This window comes from Bradyrhizobium sp. BR14999 (assembly GCF_056106085.1).
Map to the genome: position 1 here is coordinate 8,299,040 of NZ_CM148536.1, position 26,050 is coordinate 8,325,089.

Below are 26,050 nucleotides of genomic sequence, written 5' to 3' on the forward strand. Positions count from 1 at the left end.
CGATCAAGCCTGCATCAGGCTTGCTCTTGCAATACTGCGGCACCGAGTTCGTCGAAACGAAACAGCTGAAAGATCCGCTGGCCATTGAAATCGAGGACCCTCAAGTCGTCTGTTTCGTGCAAATCGCTCTCGACCGCGTGGAAATGGCCGCCATAGCGCTCCTTCGCGAGATCAAGCGGCACATCGAAGGCGACAAACTTGCCGATTCCCTTGGCTTTGAGCCTGCCCAGGAACTTCGGATCGTGCAGCGTTCCGTGGGACGTGAGGACCAGCAACGGACCACTGGCCGTCAGCAGCAGAAAGGACCTCATCGATCAACTCCCTGGTCGTTGGTTTCATCAGCACCTATGCCGTGAACAAGGCCGCGGCAACCGTCGTGCTGGTGCGTATCGATAGATACATAAGAGCGAGCTGGCTCGACTGCACGGTTGCGATTGTTCAGAGAAAGGGGGCGGCATCGTCTTCGACACGCTCAATCTGCGACACGACCGCACCTGCGCTTCGGCGAACCGGACGGCAGCAGCCTATCGGCAGTGTCGTCGAGAGCTGTGCGCCGCGTGTCCTGATCCCAAGAGGTCGCCTTGTTTTCGAAGGCCCGTCGGCGATGACGACCAGGCCTTTACCGGGCCTTTCGCGCTATCGGCCAGTCGAAGTTATTGCGGGGGGGCATCAGGCTGGCTGCGGTACCGCAACCTGGTCTTGCCAGCAGAGCAAAGGCAATGGCGCGCCGCTCAGAACAAAACCGCGAACTCTTATGTAGTGGAAATACCGATACAATCCTGCACCGCACTGTGATGCGCTGCGGTTCACTGCTGCGCCGCACCAACTGAGGCATTGAGGGCGCTGCATTGCAATAGGCGCCACCTCATATGTGCGAGGAGAGAGGGAGCAAGCCTCGCCAGGTTGACTGAAACGATCTAAACTCGTTGCCAGCTCGTAACGCTCCCGCTGGACGTTGAGCGTGAATTGCGCTCCCGCCACGGCATAGGGAGTGCCGGATGATCGAATTTCTGAGACATGCATTCTTGAAACGGCCTCGCGCTGCGGGCGCCGCCAGCGCCCGCCTGCGCGAGAGCACCCTGCGGCCCGTGTGATTTCGAGGCTACGCGATAGCTTGGGAGACAGCGTATGTCACAAGGAACAGCAGAAGTGTCGGAAGCCGAGATCGCGGTCCACTGGCAGGAAGAGAATTATATCAACCCGCCGGAGAGATTTCTCGCGCAGGCCAACCTGACTGACAAAACGGTCTTTGATCGATTCAGTCTCGATAACGTCCCGGACTGCTTCAAGGAGTACGCCGATCTCCTTCATTGGTACCGGCCCTGGGACATCACGCTTGATACGAGCAATCCGCCGTTCTGGCGATGGTTCGTCGGCGGCAGGATCAACGCCAGTTACAACTGCGTCGATCGCCATCTCGCCAAGTACAAGAACAAGACGGCGATTCACTTCGTCCCCGAGCCGGAGCACGAAGCGATCCAGCACGTCACCTACCAGGAGCTCTATGTGCGCGTGAACGAGGTCGCGGCATTGTTGCAAGACGGCTGTGGTCTCAAGAAAGGCGACCGGGTGACGTTGCACATGCCCATGGTGCCGGAGCTTCCGATCACGATGCTGGCCTGCGCCAGGCTCGGGATCATTCACTCGCAAGTCTTCAGCGGCTTCAGCGGGAAGGCCACGGCAGATCGCATCGTCGATTCCGAAAGCCGTGTGTTGATCACGATGGATGCCTATCACCGTGGCGGCCAGCTTCTCGATCACAAGGAGAAAGCCGACGTCGCAGTCAGCGAGGCGGAGAAGGAAGGCGCCAAGGTCGAGAAGGTGCTCGTGTGGCAGAGATACCCTGGGCGATACTCAAGCAAGACGCCATTGGTTGAGGGCCGCGATTTCGTCATGAACGAGATGTTGTCGGGCTATCGGCGGCGCCGGGTCGACCCCGTGGAAATGCCCGCGGAAGATCCGCTGTTCCTGATGTACACCAGCGGCACCACCGGGAGGCCAAAGGGATGTCAGCACTCTACCGGTGGATACCTATCCTACGTCGCGGGAACGTCGAAATACATTCAGGACATCCATCCGGAGGATGTCTACTGGTGCATGGCCGACATTGGCTGGATCACGGGTCACTCCTACATCGTCTATGGGCCGCTGGCGCTCGCCGCCTCGTCGGTGGTGTATGAAGGGCTTCCTACCTATCCTGACGCGGGGCGCCCGTGGCGCATCGCCGAAGAGCTCGACGTCAATATCTTTCATACCTCGCCGACAGCAATACGGGCGCTTCGGCGCGCCGGGCCGGAAGAGCCGCCAAAGTACAACCACCACTTCAAGCATATGACCACCGTGGGCGAACCCATCGAACCGGCCGTCTGGAAGTGGTACCACGACGTCGTTGGCAAGGGCGAGGCGGTCATCGTCGACACCTGGTGGCAAACGGAGAATGGCGGTTTTCTGTGCAGCACGATTCCGGCGCTGAACCCGATGAAGCCGGGAAGCGCGGGGCCGGGAGTGCCGGGCATTCACCCGATCATCTACGACGAGGCAGGCGCCGAGATTCCACCGCGCTCTGGCCGTGCCGGAAACATCTGCATCCAGAACCCCTGGCCGGGCTCGTTCCAGACGATCTGGAAAGACTCCGATCGTTTCGTCCAACAGTACTACGCGCGTTACTGCAAGGATCGATCGAGCCACAACTGGCGCGATTGGCCGTACATGGCCGGCGACGGCGCTCTACAAGCGGCCGATGGCTATTATCGCATCCTGGGTCGAATCGACGATGTCATCAACGTGGCCGGGCACAGGCTTGGGACCAAGGAAATCGAGTCCGCGAGCCTGCTTGTTGAGGAGATCGCCGAGGCGGCAGTGGTTCCTGCCAGGGACGAAATCAAAGGCAAGGTCCCCGATCTCTACGTCTCGCTGAAGCCTGGGCTCGCCCCCAGCGAGGACATCCGCAAGCGAGTGGAAGACTCCGTGATCCGTGAGATCGGGGCGATCGCTCGTCCGCGCCGTGTCGTGATCGTCCCCGATATGCCGAAGACCCGTTCCGGAAAGATCATGCGCCGCGTTCTCGGGGCGATTTCGAACAACGAGGATGCGGGCGACATCTCGACGCTGGCCAATCCCGAGATCGTCGATGAGATTCGAAAGATGAAATCCTAGTCCGCGGTCTTCGTGGCTTGTCCCGCGAGATGCGTCGGACAGAACACGGAGGAGAGCGATGGAAACAAACGAAATCGTGGAGTGCATCCGGCCGTTGCTCGCAAGGTTCTCCGAGGATGAAGTGGTCGTGCGCCGCTTAGTGACGACAGACGGAACCTTCGACGCACTTTGCCACCAATACGGCCGCGTCACTGATCTCCTTAAAGCTTACGAGGCGAGAGCTGATCAGGAGGCGGAAGTTGAGTGGCTCAAGAAGCGCCGGGCTGTGCTGGAAGAAGAACTGCTGACGCGCATTGAAGGATATCAGCCGCAGTAGTGCTGCTCCTGCGAGGCGCGGAGCGCGCTGTCCGGCGGGCGATCGTCACAGGCACGCTTCAGCGCAAGCCAATTGCGGCGCGACGCGACCTGATAATTCCGAGCGTCCAGACACAAATGGCGCACCATTCAGAACAAAAACACGATCTCTTATGTGCTTGAGATTGCTATCTAATTCTAGACCGCGCTATCCAATCGAGCACGTCATGAAGACGCCGGAGCTCACGGACGAGCACCGCGCCGGCATCCTGGGCGACAACGCAGCCAAGCTACTCAAGATCAGCCTCAGCTGACGCTGCCCCAGCGCGACGACGCTGGCGCCCAGTAGCTCCGGCATCGTCCCTCGGACGACCGCCGTCTCACCGTGCTGCACCGGCGAGAGTGTGGATCATCCTCGAGCTATTCGCAGCTACCAGCCAGGCAGCCTGCGACCCCGTGGCCGTTCGCCGAGCGGAACAGTTCGGCGTCGGAGGCGTTTTTCGCACTGACAAAACGCCATGGGGGGACCTATGTGCTGATGCGAAACGACCGAACTGCGCTTACGCTTAAGTGTCCCGCGTGCAGTCGGGTGACGCCGCATCGGTTTCTTTACATTAAGAACGGTTGCGACATCTTTCAATGTCGTAACTGCGGACTGGGACGCACCGAGGCATCGAGCTTCGATCCTCTCGCCTATTATGACGATGGCTACTTTTCCGGCCGTCAGTCCGACGGCTACGCTGACTATCGCGGCGCCGAACCCGTGCTACGGCGCGAGTTCGCCCGCACGGTCGAGTTCATCCAGCGCCGCAAGCCACAGGGCTACCTGCTCGAGATCGGTTGCGCCTACGGCTTTTTTCTCGATGAAGCCCGCCGCGCCGGATTTGAGGTGAGCGGCATCGAGCCGGCGGAGGCGGCTGCTGCCCATGCTGGCGATCTCGGCTTGAACGTCGTCTGCGGCCTGCTGAGCGAAGCGACTCTCAACTCGTTTGGCACCCTGGATGTCATAGTGCTCCTCGACGTCATCGAGCATCTGCCCGACCCGCAGGAAGCCCTCGCGCTATTTGCGGACCATCTCCGGCCGGACGGAATCATCGTGCTGACGACCGGAGACTTCGGTTCCTTGGCGGCGCGCTCGACCGGCGCGCACTGGCGCCTGATGACGCCTCCGCAGCACCTGTGGTTCTTCAACCGCGACAGCATCGCGTCTCTGGCCCATTCGGTCGGCCTTTGCGTCGAGAGTTCCGATCACCCCTGGAAATTCGTGCCGTTCTCGCTGATCGCCTTCCAGGTCGGTCGCATGCTCGGCCGCAGGATCGCGGCCAGCCCGAGCGGCAACCGGTTCGCCATTCCGGTGAACCTGTTCGACGCGATGCGCGTGGTCTTGAGCAAGGCGCCCCCATATCCTGATACGAGCCTCCCATGACAGAGCGCCTCAACTTCGGCCAGATCGCATTGCTCCTCACCTACGCGGCCGGCATGGCGGCGGGCCAACTCCTGTTCAAGGCCGCCGCGCTGCGCCTCGGCAACGGCCATCCGTTGTCGGCGCGTGCGCTGCTGCTATTGCAGGACGCACCGTTTATCGGCGCCATCGCGCTCTATGCGGCGCTGTCCGTCCTGTGGGTCTGGCTTTTGACATTCACGCCGCTGTCGCGCGCGTATCCGTTCGTGGCCGTCGCGTTTGCGGTAACGCCCGTCCTCGGCGCGCTGGTGTTCGCCGAGCCGCTGTCGGCGCGCCTTCTGGTCGGAATCGCGGTGATCGCCTGCGGTCTTGTGCTTGTTGTGGGTTGATGAGACATGAACGGCCGGATTCGCAATCCCTGGGTCGTTGTCGCGGCGTACAATGAAGCGCCGGTGGTCGGCAGCGTCGTGTCCGGCATTCGCCGCGCGGGATACGCCGTCGTCGTAGTCGATGACGGCTCCGGCGACCGCACCGGCGACGTCGCGTTGCTCGCAGGCGCGGTCGTCGTCCGGCATCCGATCAACCTCGGACAGGGCGCCGCGCTGCAGACCGGCATCGACTACGCCCTCGAGCAGCGTGCGGATGCGCTCGTCACGTTCGACGCCGACGGCCAGCATTCCCCCGCGGCCATCGCCGCGCTGCTCGCGGCGATCGAGCAGCCCGGCATCGATTTCGCGCTCGGCAGCCGCTTTCTCATCGGTGCGACCGCAAATCTGCCGATGTCGCGCCGCATCCTACTCAGCGCCGCGCTCTGGTTCACGCGCGCGAGCACCGGGCTGCCGGTCACCGATACCCACAATGGCCTACGGGCGATGACCGCGCGCGGCGCCCGCGCGATCTTCTTGCGACAGAACCGAATGGCGCACGCGTCCGAGATCCTGCACCAGATCGCGCAGAGCCGCCTGCGCTTTGTCGAAGTGCCAGTAAATATCGAGTACAGCGCCTATTCGCTGGGCAAGGGTCAACGCATCACCGATGCGCTGACCATCCTGATCGATCTGTTTGCACGGAGGCTCTACCGATGATCGCGCAGCTGTTGCTGACGGCCCTTCTGATGTTGGTTCTGGTTTACGCCTGGTCGGCGCATCGGACGGTGCCGATCATCGGCCTTCTTGCGAGCGGCGCTGCGCTCGCCGGCCTCTACTTCGTCTGGGTGCAGGAACACGCTACAGCACTTGCGGCTCTCGTGGGAATCGGCCGCGGCTCCGACCTGATCGTCTATATCTGGGTCGTGATCAGCCTGCTCATCATGCTCAACTTGCATCTCAAGCTGCGGCTCCAGCTCGACATGATCACGCGGTTGGCGCGCGCCGTGGCGATCGATCGCGCCAGGGAGCGACGGCGTGAGGCAGTCCCTCCGCGAAAACGTCGCCCGGTCATGTTGGGTCGAAAGGCCGAGGCGCCCCCGATCGAGTCGCAGGCGAAGAAGTAGATGCCATTGCCAAGTCGCACCGGAACTTGACGTCACTCATCGAGCCCGCGATGATTGGCGTAGATCTTGGCGAACGGGCGGCCAAATCGCGTGACCTCGTCAACCAGTACGGCCGTCGTGCCGTCGGCACAAGGCCAGCGCTCGGTGGCGATCAGGTAGTCGGCCTCTTCCACATGTGTTTCGGCAATCCAGTTGCGTCGGAACATCACGCCTGCGAGTTGCTCGCGCCAGGCCAGGCAGAGGAGCACGCGCGGTGGATCGCCCGCGAACCGGCCTTCGGCGTCAATTCGATCCTCGAGGCGGCGCAGCGCCTCGGGAGCCGCCATGCTCCAATAGTCGAGGTCGAAACGGCCGTAAGCGCCGGCGACGCCGCCTGCCAGACTGTTCATCGCGATATATTCGAGCGGATGTAGGATGACGAGCGTCACCACGATGGCAGCCGTGTGCGCGCCCCCAAGGGCCACGGGCACAATCGGGAGGCGTCGCAAGAAGGGCAAGAGGCTCGTGAGCCCGCGCGCGGCCACGATGGCGAGCATTGGGATCACGAACAATACATGGCGGACACCGTCATAGAGCGTCGAGCCCTGCAGGATGAGCACTGCGATAGGCCCGAACGCCGCCACACTGACGACCAGCACCGCGCGCGATCCTGCGAGCTCGGCCGCGACCGGTCGCAGTCCCACGACGCCAGACCGGCGCAGGGCGCCGAGGGTGGCGCGGGTCCACGACGCTGCAGCACCGATCCAGACCGCCATGCCGAGCAACAGCAACGCCAAAAAGCCCTCGGGCAGACGCGCCAGGAGCTGTCCGGGGATGTACCAGGCGGGCACGTTATCGGTGAACGTGAGCCGGCCCCAGTTCTGGAATTCGAACGAGGTGTCGAGCGTACCAAAGTGCCGATAGGCCTCGAGGAATTGTATGAGCGGATTTCCAATCTGCAACCACGGCCAGAGCGCAATCGCCGTCAGCCAGGCGATGACGATGACGAGCAACGTATGCAAGGCGATCTGGCGCAATTGGCCATAGCCCGCGCGGCCATGGCGCAGCAGCGCCTCGAGCGCGCACAGGCTCATGCCGCCGACGAGGTAGGCGTGCGTGATCACCCCGCCGGTGCGCGTCGCGATGGCGAGGCCGGTGGCAAGGCCCGTCGCGAGGGTCAGAGGCCAGCTCGGCACCTCCTGCCGCACCATCAGGACGATCGCGAGCGTCGACCAGCTCATGGCGAACAGGAACGGCACGTCGATCGGGGCAAAGAACAGGTTGCCGTACAGGTAGCCGGTCAGCAGGCACAGGGTGAGCACCGTCAACCCAGCCCAGCGCCCGACGGTGAGCCGTGCCATCAGCACGACAGCGGCGAGCCCAACGAGGCCGAACAGGAAGGTCATCGCGTGCCGGACCGTGATCGGGCTCGCGAGATCAAGCGACTGCACGGCCGCGACGAGCACCTGAAACCACGGTCCATACATCCAAAGATACTCTTCGACCGTCTCGAACTGAGACCGGTCCGCAAACGCGCTCGTGTACCAGGCAAGTGCCTTGGGGCCGTACTCGTCGGTGTTGAATTCGTCGGTGGACAGCCCGTAATCCGCGGTGGTCACAAGCCCGATGATCAAGGCCACGCCCAGCACAAGGAGCACAAGCAACGTCTCGGCATGGCGAGCAGCGAATGCGAGGCCGAGTTTCGGCCTCGCAAACCCAGAAACGTCGCCATCCACCCGCTCAAGCGCCATGCATTGTCCTGTGATCGAGCCGCTGCACGAGGAATTCAAGCGGCGGATCAGGACGCGAACGGTTCTGCTTGCGCCCGCATCACACCAGGCGACATCCCGCTCAACCGCAATCGCGAACGAACCCCAGCACACCTCGAGTGTTGTCCTGCGCTGGGTTTCGATAACGCGTCTGAAGGGAACTTTGTTCCCGAAGCTTCAAATCAGGTCTCCCAAGGCGGGTTAGCAATGGCGATCCTTATCACCGGAGGTGCCGGATACATTGGGAGCCACATGGTGTACGAACTTGCTGATCGTGGCGAACAGCCCATCGTGATCGATGATTTTTCATCGGGCTTCGAATGGGCAATACCATCCGGAGTTCCGGTTTTCGTTGAGGACATCGGGGATCAGCGGCGAGTTGCGCCGCTGATCGCGAAGTATGGGATTTCCGAGATTATTCATTTTGCGGGTTCGGTCGTTGTTTCGGAGTCGGTTGCCGACCCGCTTCGATATTACCGCAACAACACCGCAAATTCCCGAAGTCTGTTCGAGATCGCAATCAGAAGTGGAGTGCGGCGTTTCATCCTCTCGTCGACGGCTGCGGTGTACGGGAATCCGCCGGCAAATCCTGTCACGGAAGAGACCCCCGTTGCGCCTGTATCACCTTACGGCGCATCCAAATTCATGGCCGAAACAATGCTGCGTGATGCTGCACGCGCTCATGGCCTGCGCTACGTCATCTTGAGGTATTTCAACGTAGCAGGCGCCGATCCTGCTCTGCGCACTGGACAGGCAACCCGAGGGGCAACGCATCTTATCAAGGTTGCAGCGGAGACTGCCGTGGGTCTGCGAGAGAGGATGCAGGTTTTCGGCACCGATTATCCCACGCCTGACGGGACCTGCATTCGCGACTATATCCACGTGAGCGACCTCGTAAACGCTCATTGTCACGCGCTTTCATACCTGCGCGGTGGTGGAGAGTCCCTGACGCTAAATTGCGGCTACGGCTGCGGCTTTTCGGTCATGCAGGTGATCGACGCCATGCGGCGCGAATCTGGATACGACTTTCCCGTCGAACTTGCCGCCCGCCGGCCTGGCGATCCGGCGGAGATCGTGGCGTCGGCGGAACGGATGCGCAACCTTTTAGGCTGGCGACCCCAATGGGATGATCTTTCCCTGATCGTCCGCCATGCGCTCGCTTGGGAACGCAAACTATTGGCACAAGGTAACGCCAGTCTTCCCTCCGGAGTGTCTCAGCTGGTCCCGCTCCGTCCCATTGTCAGCAAGGTTAGACGGGGCAAGCGTCTGCCGCGCGGAAGTTCAACGCTCGTCCAAGAACAGAGGAGGCGCCGGCGATGAGCCTGGTGATGGCAACCAGTGCCATCGCTGCGCTCGTTTTCCGTCAGCCGGGGGTGGGGGACTAGCGACGAGATTCGGCACAAGCGCGAGTCGCGCGCACAGGGGTCGTCTGGTCGGCAGCAGCCGTGATTCAGAGCCCCTTTGCCGGCCGCTACAAGCCGGACTCCGCCTTCCCTACGAGCGCACATTCTGTAGCCGCTTATTATGCGAATTGAGCCGCCAAGTCACAAAACTTCGCTGATGCAGTCGGCTGTGAGGGTCAGCTGGCGAGTGCGAATACTAGCGCCGCCTCACGGGGGGGCGGCATCGTAGAATGTCGTAGAACATCGCGGAAAATCGCAGAATGGCGCTCCCTAGGGGAATCGAACCCCTGTTTCAGCCTTGAGAGGGCCGCGTCCTAACCGCTAGACGAAGGGAGCGTGAGGGGTACGACATAGCCGCGAATTTTGCCGGCGGCAAGGTGAGATTGGGGGTTTCAAAGGTCCTCTCTCGGCCGTCGTCCTGGCGAAAGCCAGGACCCATTACCCCAAATGGTCGTGTTTGAATGAAATCGCGGCCACGATCTCATTCACGCAACTGGATTCGGTGGCTATGGGTCCTGGCTTTCGCCGGGACGACGATGGAGGCTGGCATCCGGGCCGCCTCACGGCTCATTGGCAAATTTCAGCTTTCCGGCCGGCTTCAATGTGTGGGCATCGAAGGTGCGGATCTCGATCACGCCGCCCACGTCCAGCGTGACCACGACGCGGTCGCCGGCCACGCCAGTTGCGACGATCTTGGCGCCCTTCGGCAGGGTGGCGGTGACGTCGCTGACCACCTCGACCGCCCTTCCCTCGGACTTGAAAAGGCGGTAGCCCACCGCGATCAGGACGGCGCAGATCGCCAGCGCCGTGGTCAACCCCGCGATCAACATCATCCGCCGCACCCGCGCGAACAGCGCGGCCTGCTCGGGGGTCGGTTCGGGAATAGCGGTATCAGACGTCGTCATGGACAATTTTGGCTCTGCGCAAAGGTTGGAGGTCGTGGTCGCCGGCGACGAGGGCTCGGCCCGGCTCGACCGCGTGCTGGCGGCGCACCTCACCGACCTGTCGCGATCGAGGCTGAAAGCCCTGATTTTGGCGGGCGCAGTGAGTTTGAAGGCTTCCGCGGTCCGCGACCCCGCTTATCACGTCGCATCCGGCGATACGATCACAATCGACGTGCCCGAGGCGGCGCCGGCGGAACCGAAGGGTGAGGATATCGCCCTCGACATCGTGTTCGAGGACGACGACATCATCGTCATCAACAAGCCCAAGGGCCTGGTCGTGCACCCCGCGGCCGGCCACGAGAGCGGCACGCTGGTGAACGCGTTGATCGCCCATTGCGGCGCTTCGCTCTCGGGCATCGGCGGGGTGCGCCGGCCCGGCATCGTGCACCGGCTCGACAAGGACACCACGGGGCTGATGGTGGTGGCCAAGAACGACCTCGCCCATGCCTCGCTGTCAGAGCAATTCGCCGACCACGGCCGCACCGGCGAGATGCGGCGTGGCTATATGGCCTTTGCCTGGGGCGTTCCGAACCGGCATCGCGGCACGGTGGATGCGCCGATCGACCGCCATCCGCATGCCCGCGAGAAGATGGCGGTACGCCAGGGCGGCCGCGAGGCGGTGACGCATTGGGAAATCCTGGAGAGTTTTGATGGGCGCGACGGCAAGGGCGTCGCCGCCCTGCTCGCCTGCGAACTCGAGACCGGGCGCACCCACCAGATCCGCGTCCACCTCGCCCATATCGGCCATCCCCTGCTCGGGGACGCCGTCTATGGCCCGCATTTCAAGACCAAGGCGAACCAGCTCGGGCCTCAGTCGCAGGCCGCTTTGGCGGCGTTGGGGCGGCAGGCCTTACATGCATACCTGCTGGTATTGCAGCACCCAAGGACGGGAGAACTTCTGCACTGGGAGGCGCCCCTGCCGGAGGATTTGCTTCTCCTCGAAAGCTGCCTGAAAGCGGCGCTATGACGCAGCCATTTTAAGAAAAGCGTTACATTACAAAAAGTTATAGCTGCCACACGGGGACGTGACGTCAGCAATCCTTCCCTTTTTGACCCCCGATGGGGTATATTGCGCCTGTGTTGGAAATGACCAACGCGGAACATCGCAGCCCGGCCGGCTTTGACACAGCGGTCGTCTGCCTGGCCCGCCGCTATCGGGGGCCTGAACCTTTTGGAGGGCGCACTATGGCCCGTACCGCTACGTTGCCGGTCCTCAATGGAGAATCCGGCCTTTCCCGTTACCTCGCCGAGATTCGCAAGTTTCCGATGCTGGAACCCCAGCAGGAATACATGCTCGCCAAGCGTTGGCGCGAGCATGATGATCGCGACGCGGCGCACCAACTCGTCACCAGCCATCTCCGCCTCGTGGCCAAGATTGCCATGGGCTATCGCGGCTACGGCCTGCCGATCTCCGAGGTCGTCTCGGAAGGCAATGTCGGCCTGATGCAGGCGGTGAAGCGATTCGAACCCGAGAAGGGGTTCCGTCTCGCCACCTATGCGATGTGGTGGATCAAGGCGTCGATTCAAGAGTACATTCTGCGTTCCTGGTCGCTCGTGAAGATGGGCACCACCGCGAACCAGAAGAAGCTGTTCTTCAACCTGCGCAAGGCGAAGAGCAAAATCAACGCGCTGGACGAAGGCGATCTCCGCCCCGACCAGGTCGCGACCATTGCCAAGCGGCTGGGCGTGACCGACCAGGACGTGATCGACATGAACCGCCGCCTCGGCGGCGACGCCTCGCTCAACGCGCCGATCCGCGACGACGGCGAAGCCGGCGAATGGCAGGACTGGCTGGTCGACAATACGCCGAACCAGGAAGCCCTGATGGCGGAGCACGAGGAGTATGATCACCGCCGTGACGCGCTGAACGGCGCCATGGGCGTGCTCAACCCGCGCGAACGCCGCATCTTCGAGGCCCGCCGCCTCGCCGATGAGCCGATGACGCTGGAAGACCTTGCCGCCGAGTTCGGCGTGTCGCGCGAGCGCGTCCGCCAGATCGAGGTCCGCGCCTTCGAGAAGGTGCAGTCCGCGGTCAAGGGCACGATCGCAAGACAGGAACAAGCCGCGCTGGAAGCCGCGCACTGAGCGGCATTACGGCGCCAGAGAGATTGGCGGATCGAAGTGAGACAAAAGCCGGCGGCAACGCCGGCTTTTTTGTTGGATCGATGCATCGTTTGAGCGATGCGCAAACGTCGCCGAAATGATGCGAAGCACAGCCCCACACTCGGTGTCATGCCCCGGCTTGACCGGGGCATCCAGTACGCCGCAGCGCCAATAGCAAGAGCGAGATCTTGAACGCACGCCTCTGGAATACTGGATCGCCCGGTTGAACCGGGCGATGACAGCGGCGAGTGAGATGGCCATCACATTTCCCTCTCCCTAAGCCCGACGTAGAACCATGCCTGCCTTGAACCCGCGTTGCCGGTCAGCCGACCCAAAACTGTCGGACCGACAGCATCGATTGGACGGACACCGTGTCGATCATCCTGCAATCCACCGTCGGCGGCTTCGAAGCCCAGTTCATGCGCAAGCTGCCGCTGGTCGAGCGGGCGATGCGCGAGCACGGGCTCGAGCCGTCGGAGTTCGTGATCTCGAAGGATTATGCGGGCACAGCGACGATCCCGCTCATGGGCCCGTTCTTCTATAGTTACAGCGTGTTCTTCGGCGAGGAGCAATTCACCGTCACCGAGCCGAACGACATGGTGTTTCTGGATTACTTCTTCAAACGCGTGCTGGCCGTCGATGATCCGCCGGAGCTGCCGCGGCGGCCTAGTTTGATCCGGCGGTTTTTCGGCTGGATGTCGCAGGCGGTTTAGCTGGCTCCCGTCATTCCGGGGCGCGCCTCTTGGCGCGAGCCCGGAATCCATCAGGCCGCAGAGTTGGTGGATGAATGGATTCCGGGCTCGCGCTGCGCGCGCCCCGGAATGACAGGCAACCCTACTCCCCCCAAACCCGCGCCAGCGTGGCGAGCCAGCAGCCTTCGCAATAGCGGGCATCCTTGTAGTCGATCCAGTTGTGCGCATAGACGTGGTCGAGCGTGATGCCGTAGCGCGCGCGCAGCACCTTGACGAGGATCTTCCAGGCCGCGACCTGCGCCTCGGTCGGGCCGGCCGCGACGTCGGGATAATTGCCGGCGAACTCGACGCCGATCGAATTGTCGCGCACGACCTGGCGATAGGTCGGCCTGTTGTCGATGTATTTGTTGTCGTTGCGGTTGGCGCCGTCGCCATGGGACGGCACCAAATTCTCCGCCACCGCCCAATAGACCGTGCCGTCGGTCTCGACCCACACCGTGACGCCGCGACGGGTTGGGTTCTTCGCCTGCGCCAGCGCGCCGCCGCGCGCCGATCCCGCCGGTCCTTCGGTCTGGTGCACGATGATGTTGCGCCAGGGGTTTGCGCTGCCGACGTCGCCCCATGGCGCCAGCCACACGATCTTCAGGCCGGGAATGTCGGGCGTACCGGAGGCGCGCGCGAATTTTTCCAGTTCGGCGTCCTCAGCGGTGGCGGGGGCTGTCAGAAACAGAGCGGCGAGAACGGCCGCGAACAGGCGAGACATCATGATGCGGATCCAATGCGGACCGTGATGTAGCACGCCTCTACGCGAAGTTGCGCACGGGCTCGCCGGGACCGACCGGCTCGGGCGAGAGCGGCGGCGCCGGATCGTAGACGGCAAAATCGTTCTTGCCGTTTTTCTTGGCGGCGTAGAGGGCGTGGTCGGCATGCGCGATCAGGCGGTCCGGGAATTGGCCGATGCCGCGGTCCCACTGCGCGACTCCGATCGAGATCGCGATCGGGATGTCGCCGCCGGTGCAGGTCGCGGCGTCCTGACGGCAGACCTCGAGCACGCGGCGGGCGATCGCGGCGGCCTCGCGCAGCGACGACGACGGCAGCACGATGCAGAACTCGTCGCCGCCGGTGCGGGCGAGCATGTCGCCGGGCCGCAACCGCGTCTGCGCCATCAAGGTGAAGTGCCGCAGGCAGGCGTCGCCGGCGGCATGGCCATGGGTGTCGTTGATGGTCTTGAAGCCGTCGAGATCGATCACCAGCAGCGAGAACGGCGCGCCGCCGCGCTCCGAGCGGGCGCATTCCTCGGTCAGGCGCTGCAGCAGATGCCGCCGGTTGGCGACGCCGGTAAGATCGTCGAGCAGCGCGAGGTCGGCAACCTCGTTGCGCAAGCTGTCCATCGCCATCAGCAGGAAACCGAAATTCAGCGTCATCGACAGGAACAGCAGCCCCAGCACGATCACGGCATGGGCCTGACCACCGGCGCGCGCCGACAGATCATGGCCGAGCAGATTGCCCACCGTGCGCACGAGCAGGATCGCGATGATGGTGAGGATGACGATGCCGGATAGCCGCGCGCCCGGGCTGACGCGCCCCTCCGGCGACAGCAACAGACGCAGCGCCAGCACCAGCGGCAGGGCCTGGCCGAGCGTGTAGCTGAGCATGCGCAGTTGCATGTGCTCGAAGCCGACCATGAAGACCACGACGCCGCCGAGGCTCAAGCCTCCCGTTGCGGTCATGAGGCGCCAGGAGACCGGCCGATCATAGAAGCGCTGAATGCCCATGGCGGCAAGGCAGCTCGCGGCAATGACGCCGCCAGCGCCGAGCAGAAGCGGCAGGGGAGAGGCGACGAACAGACGGATCAGGGCCGTCATCGCCCCAGCCGCGCCGACGAAGGACGAAGCCATCCAGAACCGCGCTGCTGCGAATTTCGGATAGGAGCGCGTCACGTAGGCCCAGATCACGCCGAGCGCCAGGAAGTTGACGACGAAGACCATCCACAATGTCGGTACGTTCAGCATGGCGCGTGCGGCACACGCAGCGTCGCGCCCCCCGTCCCCGGCAGCCGTCCGTCCATCACCCATCCCCGTTTTCTTGCGGGGAACAATGCGGCGGTTGCGCTTAACGGAGTCTCACTGCGATCCCCGAAAACGCGCCTTTGGTTTTGGATTCATGAACGGCGCGCGGCTGTTGTCGGATCGTTAAGCCTGTCGCCGGCGATGCCGCGCTGGCGCGGCGATGCGGATTCGCGCACCAAAATCACCTGAAAATGCATCTGAGCTGTGGATAACAGGATGACACGGATGTGACGGCGCGGGGCAGAGACCTGCGAATCTGCTGAGCTTATCGCCGAGGATGTTGCGAGGCTGGCCCTCCGCCGAGCATCCCTCGTGTCGCGTTCCACCATTAACCCCTAAGAGGATACTATGGCTAAGAAAGCGAAGAAGGCGGCGAAGAAGAAGGCGAAGAAGGCCAAGAAGGCGAAGAAGAAGTAACGCGGCTTCTTTTTCTTTGCCCGGGTGGAGCCTCGCTCCGCCCGGGCGTCGGGAAGGGTCGAGACGAAGTGAAGGTGGCGGGCGCAAGGCCCGCTTTTTTATTTGCGCGTTGCCGGGCTCCGCTCTTTCACTCCCTCTCCCCGTTCTTACGGGGAGAGGGTGGGGTGAGGGGCCTCTCCGCGCATGAGATATCCGTGAGACCTGTACCCCCTCACCCGCATCCCATCTACGATGGGATGCGACCTCTCCCCGCAAGCGGGGAGAGGTGAAGGGAAGTCTACCTCTCCGCAAACGCGAGCTTGGCGCCGAGCGCGGCAAAGCCGGCGGCAAAGCTGCGGCGCAGCCAGGCCATGACGCGGGGCCGGGAGATGACGCGCTCGCGCACCGAGGCGGCGCAGAGGCCATAGACGACGAACACCGCAAAGGTCATCGCCATGAAGGCGCCGCTCAATTCCAGCATCCGCGCCAGCACATGGGCCTCATCCAGCGCGATGAACTGCGGCAGGAAGGCGAGGAAGAAGATCGACAGTTTGGGATTGAGGATGTTGATCAGGAAGCCGGTGACGATGACGCGGCCGATCGACCGCTCCGCGATCTTGCCCTCGACCGCGAGCTCGCCTCGCTCGCGCAGCGCCTGCCAGGACATGTAGAGCAGATAGGCGACGCCGCACCATTTCAGCGCGGCGAAGGCGAGCGCGCTGGTGTGAAGCACCGCGGCAAGGCCGAGCATCGCCGCCATCATGTGTGGCACGATGCCCAGCGTGCAGCCGAAGGCCGCGGCGACGCTGGCGCGCGAGCCGCGGGTGAGCGCCGCGGCGAGCGTGTAGAGCACACCGGTGCCGGGCGAAGCGACGACGATGAGCGAGGTGAGCAGGAAGGACCAGGTCATTGGGCCGACCTTATCAGCTCGCGACGAGAAAGCGAGCCTGCGGAATAGCCGTCAGGACAGCTGCGCGATCTCGGCCTCGCGCAGCACGTCGAGCGGTGCCCAGGGTTTTGCCCAGAATTTTGCGCCGGCAGGCAAGGGCTGCTTCAAGGGACGGCCGGAGGTGACGACGACGTCGAGCTTGGGATTGCGCTCCTTGGCGACATGCGCGAGCTCGACCCCGTTCATGCTTCCGGCGAGCTGGACGTCGGTCAGCATCAGGCAAAGCGCGCCGGCGTTCTGGTCGAGGACGCGTTCGGCGTCCTCGGCGCTCTCGCACTGGATGACCTGGTAGCCGCTCTCTTCGAGAAGAAGACTCAGCATCTCCCGCTGCATGACGTCGTCTTCAACGATCAGCGCTGTTGCACGAAATGGTTGCGCCTGTCCCATCAGCGGCTCCCAATATTTGCTCACGTAACACATGTTAAAGGTCCAACTCGGCCATTGTTCAGTTCCATTCTGAAAAAATGTAAATCATGGTTCCCGCCCTCAGTGCGTGACTGGGAACCTCATGACTGGGATTCGCAGGCCGGCCATCATGAGAGCGGCAAGCGGCATCGGCCGTACGGTTAGCCATTGAGCTTGCGCAGCGCGGCTGTGACCTCCGTTGCAGCGGAGGCTGGAGAAGATGGCGAAAGGCAAGTAGTCGCTTGGTACGACAGCGGCACGACATCCTCCGCCGTCGTCCTGGCCTAGTGCGCAATTGCGCACGGGAGCCAGGACCCATAGCCACCGAATCCTATTTGACGAAGGCTGGCAGTTACTCAGCCAATGCAAGTGAATGCCAGTCGTCGCCAAACTCCTCCCTGGGGTAATGGGTCCTGGCCTTCGCCAGGACGACGATGGGGGAGAGATCGCGCGCGACTCTCAACCGTCATTGCGAGGAGCTCTTGCGACGAAGCAATCCAGGCTGTCTCCGCGGCGAGATTCTGGATTGCTTCCGCCTTCACCAAAGGCTTCGGCGGACAAGTCGCTTCGCTCGCAATGACGACCGCGGCTGTCGCCCCTCACTGCCCCATCAAACGATCCGCGAAATACCCGATGGTCTTCCTATAGACCACCGCCCTGTTCCACTCGCGCATCGCTTCGAAATTGGCGGTGCCTTCGCCATAGGGCTGGCCCATCTTGAAGCCGCTGGTGTGGAGCAGGTTCGCGGTCGAGGCGAGCACGTCGGCGACGCTGTGGCGGAGGTCGACATGGCCGTCGCCGTCGAAATCGACGCCGTATTTGATGTAGGACGACGGCAGGAACTGGGTCTGGCCGATCTCGCCGGCATAGGCGCCGATGAGGTCGCGCAGCGGCAGGTCGCCGCGCTGCACGATTTTGAGCGCGGCGAGCAGCTCGCCCTGGAACAGATCGGTGCGGCGGCAGTCATGCGCGAGCGTCGCCAGCGTCTTGATCACCGGCAGCTTGCCGGTGTCGCCCTTGCCGAAATCGCTCTCCAGTCCCCAGATTGCGACCAGGATATAGCGCGGCACGCCGAACTGCTGCTCGATGCGCGACAGCAGCGCGGCATGACGCTGGAGCAGCGCCCGCCCGCCGTTGATGCGGCCAGGGCCGACGCGGGTCGAGACATACTGCTCAAAACTCTTATTGAAGGTGTGACGCTGGCGGCGGTCGAAGGCGAGCACGGCGCCATCGGGGGTCACACCGCTGAGCGCCGCATTGGTCACGCTTGCCGAGACGCCGGCTCCTTGCGCTTCTGACGCCATGGTTGCGACAAAGCTGTTGAAGTCGCCGCCGCAGCGCGCGGCCTGCGCCGACCCGGCCAGACAAACGACGAACGCGGCGGCGAGAAGCAGTCTCGGCATGTGGAGCAATCCCCCCCAAAATCCTGGCGTGAAGCGGCGCGGATCATGCCCGGGAAAGCGGGAACCGTCAAAGCGGCGCGCTTGATCCGCATCAACGTATCTCGCGCCCTGCTTTCTAGATTGCAGCGAACAGGAGAGCCGCCCAGGAGACCAGCCAATGACCGGAATTACCTTGACCGCCGAGCAGATCCGCAATGCCCCCGCACCAGTGCAGCAATGGATCGAGCAGGAGGTAATCGCCGCGCTCGGCCTCGCGCCGCGGACGCCGGCCGCCGCCCCGCCGCAGGCCGCCCATCTCGTCGCCTGTAGCGTGGAGGACATGGCCAGCGTGCTCGAGCACATCCGCGGCGTATTTCCCGCGGTGAACGTGCTGTTCGAGCTCGGCCGTCCCGGCATCAGCTTCGGCCAGCCCGCGGTGATCATGGTCCGCCTGATGGACATCCTGCACCACACGCGACTTCAGGACGTTGGCCAGGTCATAACCTGCCTGGAGATGATCAACCAGGCGCTGACCGAGGTGAAGAAGGATCCGTCGGTGCGGTTTTGCGATTTCGACAATGAGGGCCACTGCCTGATCGCACCGCAGACGCAAGTGAGCATCGCAACGCTGTGGCAGACCATGATGGAGCGCCAGCAGGCGGCGCAGGAGCGCGAGGCCGACAGCCGGGTTGCGCCGGCGGCGTGAGATAAAGGGCGGCGCACACCCCGGTCATTTCGGGGCGCGTCGCAAGGACGAACGAGAAACTAGCCGCTATGATGCCCATGGTCGGACGGCGCGTTCGGCTTCTGCGTCAAGTGCCCGTGAGGCAATCACCCATGTCCCACCGCCAGCGGCCTCCTCGTCCAGCTCGCCGCGCCCTCCTCCGCATCCCCCTCTTCCGCCTGCTCGCCATCAACCTCGCGATCGGCGCCTGCGCTGCGGCGCTGCTCGTCGGCGGACTGCTCTGGCTCAATCCCGGACATCTGCGCGAGCTGATCTTCGCCGACCGTTCGCCCGGCATCGCGCTTGCGCTGCTGCTCGCGTGCTTCCTCATCACCTTCGGCTCCGCCGCGATGGGCAGCGCGATCATGGCGCAGGGTCGCAAGGAAGAGCGCAGCGGGCATGACCGCGGACACGGATCGCGGCTCGCCGCGCAGGAACTTGTGCCGCGCAGGCGCACACCTTGAGATATGCGCAGGTGATGGAACTCGCTTTTGCACATCGGATCACACCACCTGCACACGTGGGAAGGCGTGCAGGCCGGCGCGCTTTGCTACAAAGCGTGCCAGCCGCGCTGCCTTGCGATGGCAGGCAAGATGAACAAAAGTGATGATCCAAGCAATTGTTGCGACGCGCATCAAAACCGCATGCCACGACCAGCGCATATCTGATCCGCCCGCTGCGACATCAACGCCGCAATGATTTGCCTTGCCATCGCGTGGCGCGTTCTATAGAATTCTATTTTAGGTTGTCGCCCCGCCAGCCCCGGGCGACACTGAAGACCAAATGAACGGCGGGCTTTTCGGCCCGCCGTTTATTGAGGCTGAGGGTTTCCTCGAAGCCACCGCAGCAGGCGCCTGGCGCTGCTCGTCGATATGCAATCGCGGTCAAGCCAAGCCCGCTTCTGACCAGTCCAGAACGTGATGGTTTGCTCGACTGTCCGTGATTCACCTCTCCCCGACGGGGAGAGGTCGGATTTGCCATGGCGCGCAATTGAGCGCCTGAGCAATCCGGGTGAGGAGCCACGGCATTCCGCGAGACCAGAAGCCTTCACTCGGGATCGCATCTGTCGACAGCCGCCGAAGTCATTTGACTGCGGCCCCCTGATCGACGACAAGCCGCCATGGCAAAAAAACCCGGAACCAATCCCAAAGGCGAGTTCGCCTTTTTCAACGTCGTCTATGAAGACGGCTCACAACGCTCCAATCGCCGCGTGCCCGCTGAGTTGCTCGGCGGCCTCGACGGCGACGAGCCTGCGCGCGGCTTCATCATGGAGCAGGACCGCGAGATCGCGGAAAAGTCCGGTCGTCCCGCGCTCGAGATCAAGCGGATCGAGCGGGTGGGGGCGAAGAAGAAGTAGGCCTTCAGCTTCTCCACGTCATTGCGAGCGCAGCGAAGCAATCCAGAAATGCCTCTGCGGAAAGACTCTGGATTGCTTCGCTGCGCTCGCAATGACGACAAAACAAAAACGGCGGGCCAACGCCCGCCGTTTTGCTTTGGATCGCTGCCTACGATCAATTATCCAAGAAGCTCCGCAGCTTCCGCGACCGCGACGGATGCTTCAGCTTGCGCAGCGCCTTCGCTTCGATCTGGCGGATGCGTTCGCGCGTCACCGAGAACTGCTGGCCGACTTCTTCCAGCGTGTGGTCGGTGTTCATGCCGATGCCGAAGCGCATGCGCAGGACGCGCTCTTCGCGCGGGGTGAGCGAGGCCAGCACGCGCGTGGTGGTCTCGCGCAGGTTGGACTGGATCGCGGCGTCGATCGGGAGGATCGCGTTCTTGTCCTCGATGAAATCGCCGAGGTGTGAATCCTCTTCGTCACCGACCGGCGTCTCCAACGACAGCGGCTCCTTGGCGATCTTGAGGACCTTGCGGACCTTCTCCAGGGGCATGCCAAGCTTCTCGGCCAGCTCTTCCGGGGTCGGCTCGCGGCCGATCTCGTTGAGCATCTGGCGGGACGTGCGCACGATCTTGTTGATCGTCTCGATCATGTGCACTGGGATACGGATGGTGCGCGCCTGGTCGGCGATCGAGCGCGTGATCGCCTGCCGGATCCACCACGTGGCGTAGGTCGAGAACTTGTAGCCGCGGCGATACTCGAACTTGTCGACCGCCTTCATCAGGCCGATGTTGCCTTCCTGGATCAGGTCGAGGAACTGCAGGCCGCGGTTGGTGTATTTCTTCGCGATCGAGATCACGAGACGGAGGTTGGCTTCCACCATCTCCTTCTTGGCCTGACGTGCTTCGCGCTCGCCCTTCTGCACGGAGTGCACGATCTTGCGGAACTCGACGATCTCGAGGCCGGTCAGCGCGGCGAGCTGATGCACCTCGTGACGGAGGTCCTTGATGCGGTCCTTCTCGTGGTGAACAAAATTCTTCCAGCCCTTGGCCGACAGTTTTGAGACACGATTGAGCCAGCGCGGGTCCAATTCAGAACCGGTGTAGTTGCGCAAAAAGTCTTCGCGCGCGACGCCGTGGCTGTCGGCAAGGCGCATCAGGCGGCCCTCGTGCGAGACGAGGCGCTTGTTGATGTCGTAGAGCTGCTCGACGAGCGAGTCGATGCGGGCCTGGTTCAGGCGCAGCGACTTCACTTCGACGATGATCTCGTCCTTCAGCTTCTTGTACTTGCGCTCCTGGTGCGGTGAGAGCGACTCGTTCTGGAGCTGGTTCTGGATGTCCTGCTCCTGAAGCTTGCGCAGCTTCTTGTAGCTGTCGGCGATCTTGTCGAAGATCTCGACCACCTTCGGCTTGAGCTCGGCCTCGATCGCCGCGAGCGACATCTGGTTCTCGAACTCGTCGTCGTCCATGTCGGCTTCGGCGGCGGCCTCGCCCGGATCCTTCTCCTCGCCGGCCTCAGTGCCAGCGGCGGCCGGTGCGGCGCGGAACGGGGTCGGCGACGGGGGCGCAGCGGGCGGGGCGACATGCGCGGGGGCAGCTGTGGACGCGGTGGCGTCGCTACCCTCAGTCGACGCTTCGCCGCCCTCGCCGTTGGGGCCGGCAATCATCGCGGTGTTCATGCCGCCCTTGGCGTCGGGGCCGGCATAAGTCGCTTCGAGATCGATGATGTCGCGGAGGAAGATCTTGCCTTCGTTGAGCTCGTCGCGCCAGATGATGATGGCCTGGAAGGTCAGTGGGCTTTCGCAGAGCCCTGCGATCATCGCCTCACGGCCGGCCTCGATGCGCTTGGCAATGGCGATTTCGCCTTCGCGGGACAGCAGCTCGACCGTGCCCATCTCGCGCAGATACATGCGCACGGGATCGTCGGTGCGCTCGCCCGGCTCGCTCTTCTTGACCTCGGTGACGGCCTTCTGGGTGACCTCGACGAGCTCGTTATCGGTCTCGTCGTCGGCCTCGTCCTTCTCGTCCTCGCCTTCGGTGTCGTCGGCTTCGGTGACGTTGATGCCCATGTCCGAGAGCATCGACATGATGTCCTCGATCTGTTCGGGCGAGGTCTGGTCGGACGGCAAGACTTCGTTGAGCTGATCGAAGGTCACGAAGCCGCGCTTCTTGGCCTGCTTGATCATCTTCTTCACGGCGGCGTCGGACAGGTCGAGCAAGGGCGAGGGCGCGTCCTGGGAGTCCTTCTCCGGCGCATCCGCTGCCTTGTCGTCTTTTTCCTTGTCCTTCGCCTGCAGCGTCTTTGCCTTGGTGGCCATCCATTGCTCCTAAACGCGCTTCAATGCAGACGGCGCGCCCCGCCTGCCTGAATTCACATGAACCTGTTGCTCGACGCTCTCGCTTCGGCAGCTCTCGACACGGAAAGGGCGGCGCACATGTCTCTCGCCACCCCCAACTTTCTCTCGCCGGATTTGCCTAACGCTTCGTGAGCCTCTTTGCCGCAGCGGATGCAGGTGTAGTGCCAACAGTGTTCGCGCGGATTCATTCCTGACGCGTCTGTTCTGCCTGCGGCCGCCTCTGGGCCAAAGTGCTACAAGACCGTTAAGCCTCGATTAACCCTGTTTTTGCCGCCAAACCCAGGATTTGGCGAGTCTTTTAGCGGTTTCGGCCGCGGCCGTCCGCATGATTCTTCATCACATGCTCTTCTGGAGCCGGCCCGACAGCTCACCAAAACCCTCGATCAGGGCCTCGGTACCGTCGACTTCGCCTATCCGAGCCTTGACGTCACGCAGCCATGCCAAATTGGCCTCGCTGGGGTCCTCCCCCAAGGCCAGCTCGGCGTCTTTCAGCTCTCTAAGTAGTGAATGCCATTGCCGATGCAAGGCAACCAGCTGATGCCAGGTGGCAAGAACGTCGTCTCGCGCGGCGCCCTCGCGGGCGCCCCACACCGCCGCGGTCGTGATACCGTTCTCAACCCTTTGAAGAGTTTGAGAAAATCCGCCCTTTTCGAGGTCGCCGCGCATCTTCTCGGCCTGCTCGCCGGGGTCCGCTGAGTGGTGATGGTCGTTGGCAAAGGCGGCGATGATGCCGGCCCGGAGCTTATGGGCTTCGGGATGGGCCAGCTCCAGGGCGGCGACCTCCTCGAGGTGCTCATGCAGCAGCCAGGGGTGGTTGATCAGGCATTGCAGGATGAGGGCTTCCCGGCGGGAGATGGCGCTCCGCTGGCCGCGCATGATCGGGCTTGCCGCCAGCTGCGGGCTCGCCGCCTGGTAGGGACCCGAGGGCAGCGGCACGGGACCGGGCGGGCCGCGGCGGCCTCCACCAAATCCCTGGCCACCGAATCGATTCGCACCTCCCCCACTCCTCGGCTGGAAGGACCGGCCGGAATTGCCGCGGAAATTGCCCCGGCCACCAAAGCCGCCGCGCCCGCCCTCGGGCGCGAAGGCGCGCTGCAGCCGGTCGGCGAAGTCGTCGCGGTAATAGCGCCGCACCACCTCGTCGCGGATGCCGTTGGACAGCTCCTTGATGCGCGCCTCCAGCGCGGCGCGGCGCTCCGGCGTGGCGAAATTGCCGCCTTCGAGCTCGCGCGACCAGATCATGTCGGCGAGCGGACGCGCCGCCGCGATCACCTCCTCGATCGCGCCGCGCCCGCCCGAGCGCACGAGATCGTCGGGGTCCTGCCCTTCCGGCAGCAGCGCAAAGCGCAAGCTCTTGCCGGGTGCGAGGAAGGGCAGCGCGAGGTCGGCGGCGCGATACGCCGCCTTTTGTCCGGCGCGGTCGCCGTCGAAGCAGAGGATCGGCTCGTCCGCCATCTTCCAGAGCAGCGCGAGCTGGCTTTCGGTGAGCGCGGTGCCGAGCGGCGCGACGGCGCCTGCGAAGCCCGCGGTGACCATGGCGATGACGTCGACATAGCCTTCGACCACGATCAGCGGCGCGCCGTTGTGGGATGCGGCGCGCGCGGTCTGATGGTTGTAGAGATTGTCGCCCTTGTGGAAGAGCGGCGTCTCCGGCGAGTTCAGATATTTGGCCGGAACATCCTTCTCCAGCGCGCGCCCGCCGAAGGCGATGACGCGGCCGCGCAAGTCCGTGATCGGAAACATCACGCGGTCGCGGAAGCGGTCGTACGGCACGGGAATGTCGTCGCCGCCAATCAAGAGGCCTGTCTCGACCATGTCGTCGACGGAGACGCCGAGCTTGCCGAGATGCTCCTTCAGCGCGAAGCGGTCGGGCGAAGCATAGCCGAGGCGGAACTGCAATTGCGTTGCGGGTGAGATGGCGCGGTCGGCGAGATAGCCGCGCGCTTTCGCCCCCACGCGCGAGGCCAGCGTCTCCGCAAAGAATTTTGCCGCAAGATCCATGACGTCATGCAGCGATTTGCGCCGCTGCTCATACCGGGCCGCATCGGGCGTCACCGCCGGCAGCGGCAGGCCCGCCATGCCCGCGAGCCGCTCGACGGCCTCCGCGAACGGCACGCCGTCGGTCTCCATCACGAAGGTGATGATGTCGCCGTGCTTGCCGGAGGAGAAGTCGTGGTAAAATCCCTTCTGGTCGTTGACGTAGAAGGACGGCGTCTTCTCCTGCTGGAACGGCGACAGCCCCTTCCACTCCCGCCCCGCCTTCTTCAGCTTGACGCGCTTGCCCACGACTTCGGAGACCGAAAGCCGGGCACGAAGCTCGTCGAGGAATTGAGGCGTGAAGCGCATGGCGTGTGTGTAGCGCGAAACCGGGTGAGTCGGGCGAAAGGTTAGGGATATAGGTGCGGCTGGGCCAGAAGTCAGGTTTAAGCGGGTTATCCGGGTTATCCGCGCTGTTCACAGCCGAGCACCCAGCAGCGGCCGAAACAAAATCGTTGACTGCGGATATACAATCGTATATACAAGCGACTATCGAAAAAGATGCGATGGAGTGGAACGCCGGAGGGTAGCGGACGCAAACCGACTACTACACGGATTCCAAGGATGTCAGACAGGTTCGATCGTGAATCGTTCGATGGACTCGAATGGGACGAGGACAAGAAGAATTCAAACCTCGTCAAGCATGGAATCGACTTTGAAGATGCAATTGAGGTTTTCGATAGACCGCTTCTTCTTCGTCGATCCGATCGCCACAATGAGGAACGCTGGCTCGCGATAGGTATCTTGGAGGAGAGGCTGATTGCCGTCGCCTTTACGCGGCGCGCAAACATCCTTCGAATAATCTCCGCACGCCGCGCACGGAAAAATGAAGAAAGAGCGTATCGTAACAAGGGCATGGGGCGATCGCCGCAAGGGTAAGACTGACTGGGCGCGCGTCGATGCACTGACCGATGAAGACATTGCCAAGGCGGTCGCAGAGGATCCTGATGCTGCCCCCATCGACATCGATTGGTCGGACGCCGTGCTGGTGATCCCTCCGAAGAAAAAGGCCATCTCCATCCGCGTCGACGAGGACGTCCTCGATTTCTTCAAGCGCGAGGGCGAGGGCTATCAGCGGCGCATGAATGCGGTGCTGCGCTCCTACATGCAGCAGAAGTCCAAGCCGAAGAAGCGCGCCTGATCCGGAGCGAAAGCTGGTAAA

Annotated in this window: 26 protein-coding genes and 1 tRNA gene; 15 read left to right on the forward strand and 12 right to left on the reverse strand. The window is 63.1% G+C overall.

What is annotated here, in order from left to right; translation table 11 throughout:
• Positions 1 to 14: 14 nt before the first annotated feature.
• Positions 15 to 311, reverse strand: a complete 297-nt coding sequence (locus tag ACR9YP_RS38610; protein ID WP_027575249.1) for a hypothetical protein — start codon at positions 309 to 311, stop codon at positions 15 to 17.
• Between the two features lie 817 nt (positions 312 to 1,128).
• Between ACR9YP_RS38610 and acs the strand changes: the two genes are divergently transcribed.
• From acs to ACR9YP_RS38640, 6 genes are all read left to right on the forward strand, one after another.
• Complete coding sequence (acs, locus tag ACR9YP_RS38615) at positions 1,129 to 3,156, forward strand: acetate--CoA ligase (protein WP_474218534.1); 2,028 nt, start codon at positions 1,129 to 1,131, stop codon at positions 3,154 to 3,156.
• 58 nt (positions 3,157 to 3,214) lie between these two features.
• The gene (locus ACR9YP_RS38620; protein WP_438104980.1) at positions 3,215 to 3,472 is read left to right on the forward strand and encodes a hypothetical protein; all 258 of its coding nucleotides are present in this window, start codon (positions 3,215 to 3,217) and stop codon (positions 3,470 to 3,472) included.
• 516 nt (positions 3,473 to 3,988) lie between these two features.
• Positions 3,989 to 4,876: a class I SAM-dependent methyltransferase gene (locus tag ACR9YP_RS38625; RefSeq protein ID WP_370986508.1), complete on the forward strand. Its 888-nt coding sequence runs from the start codon at positions 3,989 to 3,991 to the stop codon at positions 4,874 to 4,876.
• A complete protein-coding gene (locus tag ACR9YP_RS38630; RefSeq protein WP_438104982.1) occupies positions 4,873 to 5,241 on the forward strand; it encodes a DMT family transporter in 369 nt (122 codons plus the stop codon). The genes ACR9YP_RS38625 and ACR9YP_RS38630 overlap by 4 nt, the downstream gene beginning before the upstream one ends.
• 6 nt (positions 5,242 to 5,247) lie before the next feature.
• Positions 5,248 to 5,937 (forward strand): glycosyltransferase family 2 protein, encoded by a 690-nt coding sequence (locus ACR9YP_RS38635; RefSeq protein WP_370986226.1) that lies wholly within the window; start codon positions 5,248 to 5,250, stop codon positions 5,935 to 5,937.
• A complete protein-coding gene (locus ACR9YP_RS38640; RefSeq protein WP_474218535.1) occupies positions 5,934 to 6,344 on the forward strand; it encodes a DUF2304 family protein in 411 nt (136 codons plus the stop codon). Before ACR9YP_RS38635 ends, ACR9YP_RS38640 begins: the two co-directional genes overlap by 4 nt.
• Positions 6,345 to 6,376: 32 nt before the next feature.
• On the opposite strand, the gene ACR9YP_RS38645 is transcribed toward ACR9YP_RS38640, so the two are convergent.
• Positions 6,377 to 8,074, reverse strand: a complete 1,698-nt coding sequence (locus tag ACR9YP_RS38645; RefSeq protein WP_438104989.1) for a hypothetical protein — start codon at positions 8,072 to 8,074, stop codon at positions 6,377 to 6,379.
• 225 nt (positions 8,075 to 8,299) lie between these two features.
• Here ACR9YP_RS38645 and galE point away from each other — a divergent pair, with 225 nt between their 5' ends.
• Positions 8,300 to 9,412, forward strand: coding sequence for a UDP-glucose 4-epimerase GalE (gene galE, locus ACR9YP_RS38650; protein WP_474218536.1), 1,113 nt, complete (start codon positions 8,300 to 8,302; stop codon positions 9,410 to 9,412).
• Positions 9,413 to 9,756: 344 nt separating this feature from the next.
• Here the strand turns inward: galE and ACR9YP_RS38655 are convergent.
• A tRNA-Glu gene (locus ACR9YP_RS38655) sits at positions 9,757 to 9,831 on the reverse strand.
• 224 nt (positions 9,832 to 10,055) lie between these two features.
• Positions 10,056 to 10,400 (reverse strand): hypothetical protein, encoded by a 345-nt coding sequence (locus ACR9YP_RS38660; protein WP_438110542.1) that lies wholly within the window; start codon positions 10,398 to 10,400, stop codon positions 10,056 to 10,058.
• Between ACR9YP_RS38660 and ACR9YP_RS38665 the strand changes: the two genes are divergently transcribed.
• The 3 genes from ACR9YP_RS38665 to ACR9YP_RS38675 all read left to right on the forward strand — a co-directional run bounded on the left by ACR9YP_RS38665 (position 10,399) and on the right by ACR9YP_RS38675 (position 13,255).
• Positions 10,399 to 11,406 carry an RluA family pseudouridine synthase gene (locus ACR9YP_RS38665; RefSeq protein ID WP_438105013.1) on the forward strand — a complete coding sequence of 336 codons (1,008 nt, stop codon included), beginning with the start codon at positions 10,399 to 10,401 and terminating at the stop codon, positions 11,404 to 11,406. The two genes, ACR9YP_RS38660 and ACR9YP_RS38665, sit on opposite strands and share 2 nt — an antisense overlap.
• A gap of 218 nt (positions 11,407 to 11,624) precedes the next feature.
• On the forward strand, positions 11,625 to 12,524 hold the full coding sequence (gene rpoH / locus ACR9YP_RS38670) for an RNA polymerase sigma factor RpoH (RefSeq protein ID WP_091896948.1): 900 nt from the start codon (positions 11,625 to 11,627) through the stop codon (positions 12,522 to 12,524).
• Positions 12,525 to 12,913: 389 nt separating this feature from the next.
• Positions 12,914 to 13,255: a hypothetical protein gene (locus tag ACR9YP_RS38675; RefSeq protein ID WP_474218537.1), complete on the forward strand. Its 342-nt coding sequence runs from the start codon at positions 12,914 to 12,916 to the stop codon at positions 13,253 to 13,255.
• Positions 13,256 to 13,376: 121 nt separating this feature from the next.
• Here ACR9YP_RS38675 and ACR9YP_RS38680 read toward each other — a convergent pair whose 3' ends face one another.
• The 5 genes from ACR9YP_RS38680 to ACR9YP_RS38700 all read right to left on the reverse strand — a co-directional run bounded on the left by ACR9YP_RS38680 (position 13,377) and on the right by ACR9YP_RS38700 (position 18,456).
• Complete coding sequence (locus ACR9YP_RS38680) at positions 13,377 to 14,003, reverse strand: peptidoglycan recognition protein family protein (protein ID WP_370986509.1); 627 nt, start codon at positions 14,001 to 14,003, stop codon at positions 13,377 to 13,379.
• A gap of 34 nt (positions 14,004 to 14,037) precedes the next feature.
• Complete coding sequence (locus ACR9YP_RS38685; RefSeq protein ID WP_438105015.1) at positions 14,038 to 15,246, reverse strand: GGDEF domain-containing protein; 1,209 nt, start codon at positions 15,244 to 15,246, stop codon at positions 14,038 to 14,040.
• A gap of 751 nt (positions 15,247 to 15,997) precedes the next feature.
• On the reverse strand, positions 15,998 to 16,609 hold the full coding sequence (locus ACR9YP_RS38690; protein WP_474218539.1) for a LysE family translocator: 612 nt from the start codon (positions 16,607 to 16,609) through the stop codon (positions 15,998 to 16,000).
• A 51-nt stretch (positions 16,610 to 16,660) separates the two neighbouring features.
• Complete coding sequence (locus ACR9YP_RS38695) at positions 16,661 to 17,035, reverse strand: response regulator (RefSeq protein ID WP_438110543.1); 375 nt, start codon at positions 17,033 to 17,035, stop codon at positions 16,661 to 16,663.
• A gap of 617 nt (positions 17,036 to 17,652) precedes the next feature.
• The gene (locus ACR9YP_RS38700) at positions 17,653 to 18,456 is read right to left on the reverse strand and encodes a lytic murein transglycosylase (protein ID WP_370986233.1); all 804 of its coding nucleotides are present in this window, start codon (positions 18,454 to 18,456) and stop codon (positions 17,653 to 17,655) included.
• Between the two features lie 157 nt (positions 18,457 to 18,613).
• Here ACR9YP_RS38700 and ACR9YP_RS38705 point away from each other — a divergent pair, with 157 nt between their 5' ends.
• Both ACR9YP_RS38705 and ACR9YP_RS38710 read left to right on the forward strand, forming a co-directional pair.
• Positions 18,614 to 19,141: a hypothetical protein gene (locus tag ACR9YP_RS38705; RefSeq protein ID WP_438105018.1), complete on the forward strand. Its 528-nt coding sequence runs from the start codon at positions 18,614 to 18,616 to the stop codon at positions 19,139 to 19,141.
• A gap of 131 nt (positions 19,142 to 19,272) precedes the next feature.
• On the forward strand, positions 19,273 to 19,623 hold the full coding sequence (locus tag ACR9YP_RS38710) for a hypothetical protein (protein ID WP_438105019.1): 351 nt from the start codon (positions 19,273 to 19,275) through the stop codon (positions 19,621 to 19,623).
• 39 nt (positions 19,624 to 19,662) lie between these two features.
• On the opposite strand, the gene ACR9YP_RS38715 is transcribed toward ACR9YP_RS38710, so the two are convergent.
• Positions 19,663 to 19,821: a hypothetical protein gene (locus ACR9YP_RS38715; protein WP_438105021.1), complete on the reverse strand. Its 159-nt coding sequence runs from the start codon at positions 19,819 to 19,821 to the stop codon at positions 19,663 to 19,665.
• A 458-nt stretch (positions 19,822 to 20,279) separates the two neighbouring features.
• Here ACR9YP_RS38715 and ACR9YP_RS38720 point away from each other — a divergent pair, with 458 nt between their 5' ends.
• Positions 20,280 to 20,516, forward strand: coding sequence for a hypothetical protein (locus ACR9YP_RS38720; RefSeq protein ID WP_128931503.1), 237 nt, complete (start codon positions 20,280 to 20,282; stop codon positions 20,514 to 20,516).
• 154 nt (positions 20,517 to 20,670) lie between these two features.
• Here ACR9YP_RS38720 and rpoD read toward each other — a convergent pair whose 3' ends face one another.
• Positions 20,671 to 22,812, reverse strand: coding sequence for an RNA polymerase sigma factor RpoD (rpoD, locus tag ACR9YP_RS38725; protein ID WP_370986235.1), 2,142 nt, complete (start codon positions 22,810 to 22,812; stop codon positions 20,671 to 20,673).
• Positions 22,813 to 23,187: 375 nt separating this feature from the next.
• Positions 23,188 to 25,197, reverse strand: a complete 2,010-nt coding sequence (gene dnaG, locus ACR9YP_RS38730; RefSeq protein ID WP_474218541.1) for a DNA primase — start codon at positions 25,195 to 25,197, stop codon at positions 23,188 to 23,190.
• 255 nt (positions 25,198 to 25,452) lie between these two features.
• Between dnaG and ACR9YP_RS38735 the strand changes: the two genes are divergently transcribed.
• The gene (locus ACR9YP_RS38735; protein ID WP_438105026.1) at positions 25,453 to 25,767 is read left to right on the forward strand and encodes a BrnT family toxin; all 315 of its coding nucleotides are present in this window, start codon (positions 25,453 to 25,455) and stop codon (positions 25,765 to 25,767) included.
• Positions 25,715 to 26,029, forward strand: a complete 315-nt coding sequence (locus tag ACR9YP_RS38740; protein ID WP_370986238.1) for a BrnA antitoxin family protein — start codon at positions 25,715 to 25,717, stop codon at positions 26,027 to 26,029. Before ACR9YP_RS38735 ends, ACR9YP_RS38740 begins: the two co-directional genes overlap by 53 nt.
• Positions 26,030 to 26,050: the final 21 nt, after the last annotated feature.

Excerpts from the sequence above, each read along its gene's own strand:
- ACR9YP_RS38610 (WP_027575249.1), bottom strand. The coding sequence starts at position 311 with ATGAGGTCCTTTCTGCTGCTGACGGCCAGTGGTCCGTTGCTGGTCCTC.
- acs (WP_474218534.1), top strand. The coding sequence starts at position 1,129 with ATGTCACAAGGAACAGCAGAAGTGTCGGAAGCCGAGATCGCGGTCCAC.
- ACR9YP_RS38620 (WP_438104980.1), top strand. The coding sequence starts at position 3,215 with ATGGAAACAAACGAAATCGTGGAGTGCATCCGGCCGTTGCTCGCAAGG.
- ACR9YP_RS38625 (WP_370986508.1), top strand. The coding sequence starts at position 3,989 with ATGCGAAACGACCGAACTGCGCTTACGCTTAAGTGTCCCGCGTGCAGT.
- ACR9YP_RS38630 (WP_438104982.1), top strand. The coding sequence starts at position 4,873 with ATGACAGAGCGCCTCAACTTCGGCCAGATCGCATTGCTCCTCACCTAC.
- ACR9YP_RS38635 (WP_370986226.1), top strand. The coding sequence starts at position 5,248 with ATGAACGGCCGGATTCGCAATCCCTGGGTCGTTGTCGCGGCGTACAAT.
- ACR9YP_RS38640 (WP_474218535.1), top strand. The coding sequence starts at position 5,934 with ATGATCGCGCAGCTGTTGCTGACGGCCCTTCTGATGTTGGTTCTGGTT.
- ACR9YP_RS38645 (WP_438104989.1), bottom strand. The coding sequence starts at position 8,074 with ATGGCGCTTGAGCGGGTGGATGGCGACGTTTCTGGGTTTGCGAGGCCG.
- galE (WP_474218536.1), top strand. The coding sequence starts at position 8,300 with ATGGCGATCCTTATCACCGGAGGTGCCGGATACATTGGGAGCCACATG.
- ACR9YP_RS38665 (WP_438105013.1), top strand. The coding sequence starts at position 10,399 with ATGGACAATTTTGGCTCTGCGCAAAGGTTGGAGGTCGTGGTCGCCGGC.
- ACR9YP_RS38660 (WP_438110542.1), bottom strand. The coding sequence starts at position 10,400 with ATGACGACGTCTGATACCGCTATTCCCGAACCGACCCCCGAGCAGGCC.
- rpoH (WP_091896948.1), top strand. The coding sequence starts at position 11,625 with ATGGCCCGTACCGCTACGTTGCCGGTCCTCAATGGAGAATCCGGCCTT.
- ACR9YP_RS38685 (WP_438105015.1), bottom strand. The coding sequence starts at position 15,246 with ATGCTGAACGTACCGACATTGTGGATGGTCTTCGTCGTCAACTTCCTG.
- ACR9YP_RS38690 (WP_474218539.1), bottom strand. The coding sequence starts at position 16,609 with ATGACCTGGTCCTTCCTGCTCACCTCGCTCATCGTCGTCGCTTCGCCC.
- ACR9YP_RS38695 (WP_438110543.1), bottom strand. The coding sequence starts at position 17,035 with ATGGGACAGGCGCAACCATTTCGTGCAACAGCGCTGATCGTTGAAGAC.
- ACR9YP_RS38700 (WP_370986233.1), bottom strand. The coding sequence starts at position 18,456 with ATGCCGAGACTGCTTCTCGCCGCCGCGTTCGTCGTTTGTCTGGCCGGG.
- ACR9YP_RS38705 (WP_438105018.1), top strand. The coding sequence starts at position 18,614 with ATGACCGGAATTACCTTGACCGCCGAGCAGATCCGCAATGCCCCCGCA.
- ACR9YP_RS38710 (WP_438105019.1), top strand. The coding sequence starts at position 19,273 with ATGTCCCACCGCCAGCGGCCTCCTCGTCCAGCTCGCCGCGCCCTCCTC.
- ACR9YP_RS38715 (WP_438105021.1), bottom strand. The coding sequence starts at position 19,821 with ATGCGCTGGTCGTGGCATGCGGTTTTGATGCGCGTCGCAACAATTGCT.
- ACR9YP_RS38720 (WP_128931503.1), top strand. The coding sequence starts at position 20,280 with ATGGCAAAAAAACCCGGAACCAATCCCAAAGGCGAGTTCGCCTTTTTC.
- rpoD (WP_370986235.1), bottom strand. The coding sequence starts at position 22,812 with ATGGCCACCAAGGCAAAGACGCTGCAGGCGAAGGACAAGGAAAAAGAC.
- dnaG (WP_474218541.1), bottom strand. The coding sequence starts at position 25,197 with ATGCGCTTCACGCCTCAATTCCTCGACGAGCTTCGTGCCCGGCTTTCG.
- ACR9YP_RS38735 (WP_438105026.1), top strand. The coding sequence starts at position 25,453 with ATGTCAGACAGGTTCGATCGTGAATCGTTCGATGGACTCGAATGGGAC.
- ACR9YP_RS38740 (WP_370986238.1), top strand. The coding sequence starts at position 25,715 with ATGAAGAAAGAGCGTATCGTAACAAGGGCATGGGGCGATCGCCGCAAG.